At 46.4% G+C, this 11,040-nt stretch carries 10 protein-coding genes; all 10 read left to right on the top strand.

The genetic code is table 11. The features are described 5' to 3' along the window. Nucleotides 1–630: selenide, water dikinase SelD (gene selD / locus B3180_RS00620; RefSeq protein WP_414654004.1), on the top strand; the 630-nt coding region annotated here is incomplete at its 5' end. Further along, nucleotides 631–1,635, top strand: coding sequence for a tRNA 2-selenouridine(34) synthase MnmH (mnmH, locus tag B3180_RS00615; RefSeq protein WP_278358716.1), 1,005 nt, complete (start codon nt 631–633; stop codon nt 1,633–1,635). 94 nt (nt 1,636–1,729) lie between these two features. Continuing rightward, nucleotides 1,730–4,348, top strand: coding sequence for a M14 metallopeptidase family protein (locus B3180_RS00610; protein WP_278358717.1), 2,619 nt, complete (start codon nt 1,730–1,732; stop codon nt 4,346–4,348). A 136-nt stretch (nt 4,349–4,484) separates the two neighbouring features. After that, entirely contained in the window at nt 4,485–4,658 is a 174-nt protein-coding gene (locus B3180_RS00605) for a DUF1328 domain-containing protein (protein ID WP_074930764.1), read from the top strand. A gap of 121 nt (nt 4,659–4,779) precedes the next feature. After that, entirely contained in the window at nt 4,780–6,459 is a 1,680-nt protein-coding gene (locus B3180_RS00600; protein ID WP_199493727.1) for a carbon starvation CstA family protein, read from the top strand. A gap of 15 nt (nt 6,460–6,474) precedes the next feature. After that, complete coding sequence (locus tag B3180_RS00595; protein WP_011233950.1) at nt 6,475–6,747, top strand: cory-CC-star protein; 273 nt, start codon at nt 6,475–6,477, stop codon at nt 6,745–6,747. Nucleotides 6,748–6,781: 34 nt separating this feature from the next. After that, a complete protein-coding gene (locus B3180_RS00590; RefSeq protein ID WP_278358718.1) occupies nt 6,782–7,792 on the top strand; it encodes an ArsA family ATPase in 1,011 nt (336 codons plus the stop codon). A 72-nt stretch (nt 7,793–7,864) separates the two neighbouring features. Then, nucleotides 7,865–8,881, top strand: a complete 1,017-nt coding sequence (locus B3180_RS00585) for a zinc-binding alcohol dehydrogenase family protein (RefSeq protein ID WP_271331338.1) — start codon at nt 7,865–7,867, stop codon at nt 8,879–8,881. A 71-nt stretch (nt 8,882–8,952) separates the two neighbouring features. Continuing rightward, nucleotides 8,953–10,110, top strand: coding sequence for an efflux RND transporter periplasmic adaptor subunit (locus B3180_RS00580; protein WP_278358719.1), 1,158 nt, complete (start codon nt 8,953–8,955; stop codon nt 10,108–10,110). A gap of 12 nt (nt 10,111–10,122) precedes the next feature. Further along, nucleotides 10,123–11,040: efflux RND transporter permease subunit (locus B3180_RS00575; RefSeq protein WP_286842265.1), on the top strand; the 918-nt coding region annotated here is incomplete at its 3' end.

Raw genomic sequence — 11,040 nt, 5'->3', positions numbered from 1 at the left:
GGACACAGCATTGATGCGCCAGAGCCCATTTTTGGGTTAGCGGTAACGGGTCAGGTTGAAAAACAGAAACTCAAGCAAAACGATACGGCTCGCGATGGAGATGTATTAATGCTGACTAAGCCTTTAGGGGTTGGCATTTTGACGACCGCGCAAAAACAGAAAAAACTGTTACCCGAACATAGCGGAATTGCGATTGAAACCATGTGCCAAATGAACAAAATTGGTCCTGTTTTGGCCGATATTAAGGGCGTGAACGCAATCACTGATGTTACCGGCTTTGGTTTGGCCGGACATTTAATCGAGATGTCCGAAGGTGCAGACCTCTATGCAAAAATTCAGTTCGACAAGATCCCGACACTGCCTCACGTACACGACTACCTGAGTCAGGGATGTGTCCCCGGCGGTAGCTCGCGAAATTTTGATAGCTACGGTCAACATATAAGCCCGGTGCCGGAGCAACAGCGTAACCTCTTATGTGACCCACAAACGTCTGGTGGCTTACTCATCAGCGTGGCAAAGGAAGACGTTGAAGTCGTTTATCAAACTTGTCGCGAGCATAATCAGCTAATACAGGTTATTGGTGAGCTTTATTCTGCACAGTCACAAACATACCGGGTGGTCGTCGAATAAATGACCGGTAAATGGATAACTCACTCACAATTCGACGAGCTGTTTATTAACGATACGCCGTTGCTTGATTTAAGGGCGCCTTCAGAATTTAAAAAAGGCGCTTTTAGCACAGCCGTTAATTACCCGCTGATGACGGATGACGAACGGGCGAAAGTTGGCACTTGTTATAAACACCATGGCCAGAAAGCAGCAATTGAACTCGGCCATGCGCTGGTCAGCGGCGAGACTAAAAAACGTAGAGTGAATGTCTGGAAAGATTTTTTCAGTGTTCAACCTAAGGGTGTTATCTATTGCTTTCGCGGCGGTTTGCGCTCTGAAATAGTGCAACAATGGCTAATTGATGAAAACATACAACGCCCTCGTGTAAAAGGTGGTTACAAAGCTTTAAGACAGCATTTGATACAACGTACCGAGGAGCTTGTCTCGCAGTTTCACTGGATTGTAGTCAGTGGTCGCACCGGGTGCCAGAAAACCGAGTTTATTAAAGAAAAAGCCCACTCCATTGACTTAGAAGGTTTAGCGCATCACCGAGGTTCAGCGTTCGGCCGTTTTCCTGAACCTCAGCCGACCCAGATAGACTTTGAGAACCAGTTAGCTATTGAGCTTATTAAGTTAAAAGCACAAGGTGCAACGACCCTTTTCATTGAAGATGAAGGCAGCCATATAGGCTCGGTTTCTGTTCCCGAGTGCCTGCGTCTGGCAACTCAAAAAGCAGAGCGCTATCGTATTGAATCCACCGTTGAGCAACGTGTGGAAGTTATTTACCAGGAATACGTTGTTGAGGCGGAAAAACGTTACTCAGCAAGAGCGCAGTTTGAAAACTACCTGCTGGACAGTTTGGCCCGCACTCGCAAGCGATTGGGCGATCTCAGGTTTCGTCAACTTAGCGATACGTTGCAGCAGGCTCTGGGCAGCAACAGTAAAGAGCTGCACAAGCAATGGATAAAAGGACTACTGGTCGACTATTACGATCCCATGTACGACTATCAAATGAAAAAGAGATAAGCATCGCTAAAAATCTGCGACCTACCGAAAACAGCAGTTAATCTCCAACGCTTTTGTTATGGTGGAAAAATAATAACACCAAGGGGATCTATCTATGTTGAAGCGAATGTTAAGCCGTTTAACAGCGGCCGCATTGGTCATCGTTGCCCTGCCCTCTATGGCAGCAACAAAAGACCTTTCGTATTACCTACCACAGGATGTCAGTTACAACCCGGAAATTACTAAGCCAAAAGATGTTCTTGGTTACCAGGTTGGTGAGTGGCATGCACGTCCCGAACAAATCGTTAAGTATATGGAAGTTCTGGCCGAAGAGTCAGACCGTATTACACTGGAAGTTACCGGTCGTACGCATGAGCAACGTCCGTTATTGCTGCTTACGGTCACCTCAGAAGACAACCACGCCAATATTGACAATGTTCGCGAACGCCATTTAGCGGCAGCCGACCCTGACCGTGATGCTGATCCGGACAATACACCAGTAGTCATGTATATGGGTTACAGTATTCACGGCGATGAATCCAGTGGCAGTAACTCAGCGATATTATTCGCCTACTACCTTGCCGCTGCTGAAGGAGAAGCCGTTGACGCGCTTCTGAATGATTCTGTTATTCTGCTTGACCCCGCATTCAATCCTGATGGATTGGCGCGTTTTGCACAGTGGGCAAACCAGCACCGTAGCCAAAACCTGGTTGCCGATCCACAGCACCGTGAACACGTACAGCCGTTCACTCGTGGCCGGGTTAACCACTATTGGTTTGATATGAACCGTGACTGGTTGTTATTACAACACCCAGAGTCACGTGCACGAGTGGCTAACTTTCAAAAGTGGAAACCGAACGTTCTGACCGATTACCACGAAATGGGCACCAACAGCACCTATTTCTTCCAGCCTGGTATTCCGTCGCGCAAAAACCCGCTAACGCCGGATGAAAACGTTCGTTTAACAGAGATTTTAGCAGCAGAACACGCTGACTCTTTAGACGATATTGGCAGCCTTTATTACACCGAAGAATCGTTCGACGACTTTTATTACGGCAAAGGTTCAACCTATCCGGACATTCAGGGATCAGTCGGCATTTTATTTGAGCAGGCCTCCAGCCGTGGTCATTTGCAGGATTCGGTTAACGGTGAAGTCAGCTTCCCGTTTACTATCCGAAACCAGTTCGTAGCTTCGCTTAGCACCATTTATGGCACGCACAAGAACAAAAGTCGTTTTATTGAGTTTCAGGAACGGGCTTACGATGAAGGCCTTGAAGCCGCTAAAAAAGCGAACTTTGATGGTTACTTAATTGGTGACTCAAGTGACCCTTCACGCGTTGAAGGCTTGCTGGAAATTTTTAAGCAACACGATATTAAAGCTTACCGTGTCGAAAAAGACATTGAACAAAACGGTAAAGAGTTTAAAGCCGGAAGCAGTTACTACATACCACTGGCACAAGCGCAGTACGGTTTAATTCAGGGTATTTTCAGCACTCGTAAGAGCTTCCCTGACAATACCTTCTATGATGTATCTGGCTGGACGCTTCCGTTAGCCTTTAATGTGCCATTTGAAACACACCGTGGTCGCATCCAAATTGCTGACGCAGCCTGGGATGCTCCTGAGCGTAAGTCCTCGGCGCTTACCGACGCTTACGCCTACGCGTTTAACTGGGATGACTACCACGCTCCGGGTTTGCTCCAGGAGTTGTTAGAGCAGAATATTCACGTACGTCAAAGCACCAAGCCGTTTACTGTCGAGGCTCAACAAGGTCGTCAGGAGTTTTCTCCCGGCTCTGTCATTGTGCCTAAGGCTTACCAGGAGCGTGACTGGCGAGATGTTCAGCGTCGCCTGGCAACTGCAGCAAAAGAAAAAGGCGTTCACGTCACTTCTATAGAAACCGGGTTGACCCCAGAAGGTATTGATTTAGGTAGCCGCAATATTCAGCCAGTAGAAGAGCCCAGCGTCATGATGCTGACTGGTGCTGGTGTAAACCTCTACGAAGCTGGCGAAACCTGGTACTACCTGGACCGTCATGTGGGCATTCCACTTTCTATGATCGATACAGAGCGACTTTCACGCGCCGACCTAACTCGCTATAGCCATATCATTATGGTTGATGGCCGCTACGGTAACCTCGACAAAGCGTTACGCAAAAAGCTCAAGCAATGGGTTAGTCAGGGCGGCACAATAATTGGTCAACGTGGTGGTGCTGAATGGCTGGCAGAAAATAACCTTCTGCATACACGCTTCATCGAAGACTCCGTCTTTCAGGATGCCTTCGCTAAAGATCGTATGAGTTATGACGATCGCGATAGCTTCTATTCGGAACAACGAATTGCCGGTGCAATATTCTCCATGGAAGTCGACACTTCTCACCCACTCTTCTTTGGCTTCCCGCGTGAGCAAATGCCGGTATTTAAAAACTCGGTTGCTGCTATGGAAGAGCCTGAGTCTCCTTTTGTTTCAGTAGCTCGTTATTCAGAACAACCATTAATGAGTGGCTACACTGATGAACGGAACCGGGAAATTCTGAAAGGAAAAACCAACATTGCCGCTCATCGCTATGGTAGTGGACAGGTTATTGGTTTTGCCGACAACGTCAATTTCCGCGCCTACTTCTGGGGAACAGCGAAATTGCTGAGTAACGCTATTTACTTAGCGCCCCGCATTCAGGTTTACGCCGATAAGCTAGATGATAAAGCAGCAGCGGACGCAGCAGCAGAAGCTCACTAATCATCACTCCTGAAAAACTGAAAACTGCTAAGGTTTATACGCCTTAGCAGTTTTTTACATTTCTGAATACTAGTTATTCTCATAATCATGGTCTACCTTACTAATTGAAACTTCTCAAATAATTAGTGAGGTCACTATGTTACGTTGGGTTCTTATCTTTTTCGTCGTTGCAGTTATCGCAGCCATTTTAGGATTCGGTGGTATTGCTGGAGCAGCCGCTGAAATCGCTAAAATTATCTTCTTTATCTTCGTCGTTCTATTCGTAATTTCATTGGTTGTGCGCCTGCTTCAGGGGAACAAAAGGCTCTAAACGCTTTAAGCTTCTATAGATATTAGACATTGGTCGTATGCCATCGGTTATTGAATCTACGCTACAATAACCGATGGTACTTTACGTTATCTGTCTAACACCACAACAATGAGGCTTTGCCATGAACGCAATCGTAATGATGGTTCTGGGTTTAGGCGCTATGTTTCTCGGTTATGTTTTTTACTCAAAATTCATTGCTGAGAAAATTTTTAAGCTTGACCCAAACTTCAGAACACCAGCTCATGAATTAGAAGACGGCGTTGACTTCGTCCCTACCAATAAATATGTTCTTTGGGGTCACCACTTTACATCTGTAGCCGGCGCGGCGCCTATTATCGGCCCTGCTATCGCCGTTATTTGGGGCTGGGTTCCCGCCTTCCTATGGGTCATTTTCGGAACCATATTTTTTGCTGGCGTACATGATGCAGGTGCTATTTGGGCAAGCAACCGTAATAAAGCAAAGTCTATTGGTAATTTAACCGGCGACGTTGTCGGAAAACGCTCTCAAACCTTATTTATGATCGTGATATTCCTCGTGTTGCTGATGGTTAATGCCGTTTTCGCCACAGCAATATCAGGTCTGCTCATCAAGTTCTCGAGTTCTGTGGTTCCTGTTTGGGGAGCGATTTTCGTTGCACTTATTATCGGTCAGATAATCTTCCGTAAATGGATGGGTCTTGGTGCCATATCGATCATTGGTGTTTTAGCACTATATGCACTTATTTGGGCCGGTCCATCTTTCCCACTTCAGTTACCTGAAACCGTTATGGGAATCAGTGATAACGCCCAATGGGTACTTATCCTGTTTGGTTACGCTGCTATCGCCTCATTGTTACCTGTTTGGGTATTATTGCAGCCTCGTGATTATATTAATGGCCTGCAGTTATTTATTGGTCTTATTCTGCTTTACGGTGCAACTTTACTGCTCGCCCCGGAAATATCAGCTCCGGCCTTTAACAGCAACACCCCGGAAGGCACTCCTTCCATGGTGCCATTGTTGTTCGTCACCATAGCCTGTGGTGCTATTTCTGGTTTCCACGGGCTGGTAGCTTCAGGAACAACGTCCAAACAGCTGGATAAAGAAACCGATGCCCGCTTTGTTGGTTACTTTGGTGCTATTGGTGAGGGTTCTCTTTCGTTGGCAACCATTATTGCTGCGACAGCAGGTTTTGCTACGTTAGCCGACTGGGAAGCCGTCTATTCTTCCTTCGGTCAGGGCGGTGTAGCAGCTTTCGTTGAAGGTGGTGCCAATATCATTAGTCAGGGTCTGGGTCTGGACGTAGGTATTTCCGAGACTTTACTGACTGTCATGGCGGTGCTGTTCGCCGGTACGACCATGGATACCGGTCTGCGCTTACAACGTTATATTTTTCAGGAATGGGGCAACCTGTATAACATCAACTGGATGCAGAAAGCCCTTCCTGCAACTCTGTTAGCTGCAGGTAGCTGCTTATTACTGGCATTTGGTGCCGGTGGAGCGGACGGTACAGGGGGGTTAGTCATCTGGCCTCTGTTCGGTACCACAAACCAGTTACTGGCCGGTTTAACTTTATTGGTCATTACTGTCATGCTGGTACGCTTGGGTCGTCCTATGTACTACACCCTGTTACCCTTAATTTTCTTACTGATAATGACCGTATTCGCGCTTATCGTTCAGCTTAAAGGCTTCTACGATAGTGGCGACTGGTTCTTAATGGGTCTGGATTTAGTGGTACTGGTTGCGGCTATCTGGATTGCCCTTGAGGCCAGTGCCGGATTATCTAAAATCCGTAAAGAACAAAAGGCTCAGAAACAAGAATAAACAGGAGTAAGTAGCATGAACATTCAGTCCGTGCGCCGTTGGTTTAGTCGTGCAAGCGACTTAGCAAACGAGTTTTATAATGCGCCCTATCGCTCTGCTATTGCCCGTGCAAAGCGTGATGAAGACGACTTGTTCATGCTACTGGTTTTTTCTGAAATGATGGGCGTGCCGAATCCGGCCGCCTATTATACGCTGGAGCTACAACCACTAATGTTGGAACGCTTCCACGAGTGGCATCAACGCATGGGGATGGAACACTCACCTCTTGATCACTTCCGTTGCTGCTAATTTATAACCCGACCAGATACAGGGTTCATTTCTCATGTTGTTAAGCGATAAAAAAGTTTTGCTGATTGGCGGTAAAGGCGGCGTTGGTAAAACAACGGTTTCTTCGGCACTGGCGGTGCTGGCGGCTCGTCATGGCAAAAAGGTTTTGCTGGTCTCAACTGACCCCGCCCACAGTCTGGCTGATGTTTTTGATCAGCAAATCGGTGATCACAAAACGGTTGTACGCGAAAATTTAACCGCATTAGAAATCGATCCTGACCACGAAGTAAAGGCACATATCGATCGTGTCAGTTCACAGATGAAGCGCTTTACTAACCCTGATCTTTTTCCTGAAATTGAACGGCAGATGCGCTTAACACAGCAGTCGCCCGGAGCACAGGAAGCCGCTTTGCTGGAGAGAATTTGTGCCGTTATTGATGAGGCAGAAAAAGATTACGACTTACTCATTTTCGACACTGCCCCCACTGGCCATACATTACGCTTGCTAACTTTACCCGAAGCAATGGCAGCCTGGACTCAGGGCATGCTGCGTTCACAAAAGCGCTCTGAAAACTTAGATTCGGTATTGGATCATTTATCCCCTAAAGCGGGTAAAGACATAAATAACCCCATGTCCGATCCTAAAGACAACGCCAGCGATGGTATGACCGACCGCACTCGTGCAATTACCGAACAGTTGTTAAATCGGCAACGCTTGTTCCAGCGAACCCGCCGATTATTACAAGATGAAAATTACACCTCTATTTTCTTTGTTTTAACTCCCGAGCGGCTTCCTATTCAGGAAACGAACCGGGCGCTGCAGTCTCTAACCACTGAGAAGTTGCCTGTTGGCGGCGTTATCATTAACCGCATTTTGCCTGAACAAGCTGACGGAAGCTTTCTTGCAAAACGACGCACACAAGAAAAGTCTTATTTAGAAGACATAGCAAAGCGTTTTAACGCCTGGCCAAGTTACTCTCTTTATTTATTAGAGGAAGACATTCAGGGAGTCGCTGCTCTGGAAGCGTTTGCAGATAACCTGGAACAAGCCGGCTTTTCTTCTTAACTGCCACTTTTTTGTCATCGGTTTCTCTTATAATACGTATACAGTGTCATCATTGTTACTAAGGAGAGCACTATGCGCGCTGTAGGATATAAAAAATCACTTCCTGTAGAAGACTCAAACTCATTACTGGACATTACGGTTGATGACCCAAAGCCAGAGGAAAACGACTTACTCGTTAAAGTAAAAGCTATTGCAGTTAACCCCGTCGATACAAAAATTCGAATGCGAATGGCACCTGAATCCGGCCATAAAATTATAGGCTGGGACGCTGTTGGTGAAGTTATATCAATGGGTAATAAAGTGACAGGTTTTGAACCAGGAGACAGAGTCTGGTACGCAGGTGATTTAACCCGTCCAGGTTGTAATGCTCAAATGCAGGTCGTTGATTACCGAATTGCCGGTAAAGCGCCTGAAAACCTTGACGACTGTCAGGCAGCAGCCCTGCCTTTAACCAGCATTACCGCCTGGGAAATACTTTTCGACCGGTTGCAAATTGATAAAGCCTCTGCCCATAAAAAGAGAACCTTGTTGATCATCGGCGGTGCCGGTGGTGTTGGCTCCATCTTAATTCAACTTGCCGCTCAATTGACCGATGCTACGATTATAGCCACAGCCTCACGCGCAGAGTCTCAGCAATGGGTGAAAGCCTTAGGCGCAGACTATGTTATTAATCATTACGATGATTTAGCCGAACAAATTGAAAGCACGGGTTCAGATCCGGTAACGGATGTTGCCTGCCTGACGCATAGCGAGCAATACTTTACTCAGTGCATGAAGTTTATGGCGCCTCAAGGCCGCTTTTGCTTAATAGATGATCCTGCTGAAAATATTGATATTACATTAATGAAGCAAAAGAGCATCAGTCTTCACTGGGAGTTTATGTTTACCCGGTCTATGTTCAATACTGACGACATGATAAAGCAACAGGAGTTACTTAATCATATTTCTGAAATGGTCGAAAAAGGTCAAATACGCTCAACACTTGGTAAAACCTTTGGCGAAATGAATGCAGAAAATCTTCGCAAAGCACATGAAGCAATTGAAAGTCAGAAAACCATAGGAAAAATTGCATTAACTGTTGCCGAATAATTTTACAAACATACATGAATGTATGTATAATTCCGGAATGCTAATAAATTTATAGGCCAGAGGTAGGTTTAATGAACACGCGTTTTAGGTTTGTCCCAATTTTAGCAACGGGTATCCTGTTAACAGGAGCACTAGCCGCTTGCAGTGACCAACAGCAGCAACAGCAACAAGGCCAACAGCAAGCGGCCCAAGTAGAAGTGGTTACAATAACCCCTGAATCATTGAATCTAAGCGTTGATCTACCGGGTAGGACTGCCGCCTACCGCGTAGCACAGGTTCGGCCTCAGGTCAGTGGTGTCTTGCTTGATCGAACCTTTGAGGAAGGTACTTTTGTCGAAAAAGGACAACAGCTCTATCAAATTGATCCCGCCGTTTACAAAGCAGAATTAGCCAGTGCTGAAGCCGAGGTTGAGAGTGCTAAAGCCGTATTACGCAGCTCTGAGCTACGTTATAAACGTTTTCAGGAACTCCTCAATGAAAACGCCGTTAGCAGAGATGAATTTGATAGTGCAGAAGCCACTTTCTATCAAAATAAAGCGGCGGTTTCTTTAGCTGAAGCTCAGTTGAAGAATGCCCGTATTAATCTTGAATACACGAAAGTAAACGCCCCTATCAGTGGGATTATCGGTCGTTCAAACTTTACTGAAGGGGCATTGTTAACCGCCTCACAAGCCGACCCTCTGGTTACTATTAACCAACTAGACCCAATCTACGTCGATATTAATCAGTCCAGTAAACAGTTTATGAAATTACAGGCTGACATTAAGTCGGATCGTATTCAGGCCAACGACAAAGGAAACGCTCCAGTTCGGTTAAAATTGAATGGTCTCGATTACGACCAAAAAGGCGAATTACTCTTCTCAGAAGTTAGCGTTGACGAAGACACCGGTGCCATTTTACTTCGTGCGGTATTCCCTAACCCGGATAAGACGCTCTACCCTGGTATGTTCGTGCGCGCTGAAGTCAGCGAAGGCAGCATAAGTGACGCCATTCAGGTACCGCAAAAAGCCGTTACCCGAGACCCACGTGGACGCCCTTATGTCATGCTGGTTAATGACGACAATACTGTCGAACAGCGAATGATTACAACGGAACGTGCCATCGACAACAAATGGCTGATCTCTGATGGCCTGAAAGAAGGAGACACTGTGATCATCTCAGGCTTACAAAAGATTCGTCCTGGCGATGAAGTCACTATCGATTCGTCAAACTCTGAACAGCAGCAGTAAGGGAAGTCAGTAATGGCCAAGTTTTTTATTAATCGCCCGATATTTGCATGGGTTATCGCACTGCTGACAATGATGGCCGGTGCCATCGCTATGATACAGCTGCCTATAGCTCAGTATCCAACCATTGCTCCGCCTGCTGTCGAGATTCAGGTGAGCTACCCTGGTGCTAACGCTGAAACGGTGTCTAACACAGTTACCAAAGTGATCGAACAGAACATGACAGGTATCGATAACCTGCTTTACTTCTCTTCACAAAGCAACTTTGGTAATGCAAGTATCAGCCTGACTTTTGCGTCAGGAACAGATCCGGATATTGCTCAGGTTCAGGTTCAGAATAAGCTGTCACAGGCAACTCCACAACTACCTCAGGAAGTACAAGCTCAGGGCATTACTGTCAGTAAATCCAGCAGTTCGTTCCTGATGGTTGCGGCGCTTGTTGCGACCGATGACCGCTACACACAAACCGACTTAAGTGACTATATTGCCTCGAATATTCAGGACCCTATAGCCCGTACAACCGGCGTTGGCAATGTTCAGTTATTTGGTGCGCCTTATGCTATGCGTATTTGGGTCGACCCTTCTGCGTTAGTTAATTACGGCATGACCATGGCCGATATAAAAGACGCTATCCGAGCACAAAATGCTCAAGTTGCGGCGGGTGAATTAGGCGGAACCCCGGCTGTTGACGGCCAACGTCTTAATTCGACAATTATTGCCCAAACCAGAATGTCTGACGCAGATCAATTTGAAAACATCACCTTAAAGGTTTTACCTGACGGTTCTCAGGTGCGTCTAAAAGATGTTGCAGAGGTCGAAAAAGGTGCTGAAAACTACTCCATTAAAGCAAATTACAACGGAAAGCCTGCCACGGGTCTCGCTATAAACTTGCAGACTGGTGCTAACGCGTTAGAAACTGCCGATGCTGTTAAA

This window comes from Idiomarina sp. UBA4206 (assembly GCF_002383015.1).
In the GTDB taxonomy this organism is placed as follows: Bacteria; Pseudomonadota; Gammaproteobacteria; order Enterobacterales; family Alteromonadaceae; genus Idiomarina; species Idiomarina abyssalis.
The sequence above is the reverse complement of the archived record's forward strand: the minus strand, read 5'-3'. Positions and strand labels throughout refer to the sequence as shown.

Coding starts and splice junctions, on each gene's coding strand:
- mnmH (WP_278358716.1), top strand. CDS start 631: ATGACCGGTAAATGGATAACTCACTCACAATTCGACGAGCTGTTTATT.
- B3180_RS00610 (WP_278358717.1), top strand. CDS start 1,730: ATGTTGAAGCGAATGTTAAGCCGTTTAACAGCGGCCGCATTGGTCATC.
- B3180_RS00605 (WP_074930764.1), top strand. CDS start 4,485: ATGTTACGTTGGGTTCTTATCTTTTTCGTCGTTGCAGTTATCGCAGCC.
- B3180_RS00600 (WP_199493727.1), top strand. CDS start 4,780: ATGAACGCAATCGTAATGATGGTTCTGGGTTTAGGCGCTATGTTTCTC.
- B3180_RS00595 (WP_011233950.1), top strand. CDS start 6,475: ATGAACATTCAGTCCGTGCGCCGTTGGTTTAGTCGTGCAAGCGACTTA.
- B3180_RS00590 (WP_278358718.1), top strand. CDS start 6,782: ATGTTGTTAAGCGATAAAAAAGTTTTGCTGATTGGCGGTAAAGGCGGC.
- B3180_RS00585 (WP_271331338.1), top strand. CDS start 7,865: ATGCGCGCTGTAGGATATAAAAAATCACTTCCTGTAGAAGACTCAAAC.
- B3180_RS00580 (WP_278358719.1), top strand. CDS start 8,953: ATGAACACGCGTTTTAGGTTTGTCCCAATTTTAGCAACGGGTATCCTG.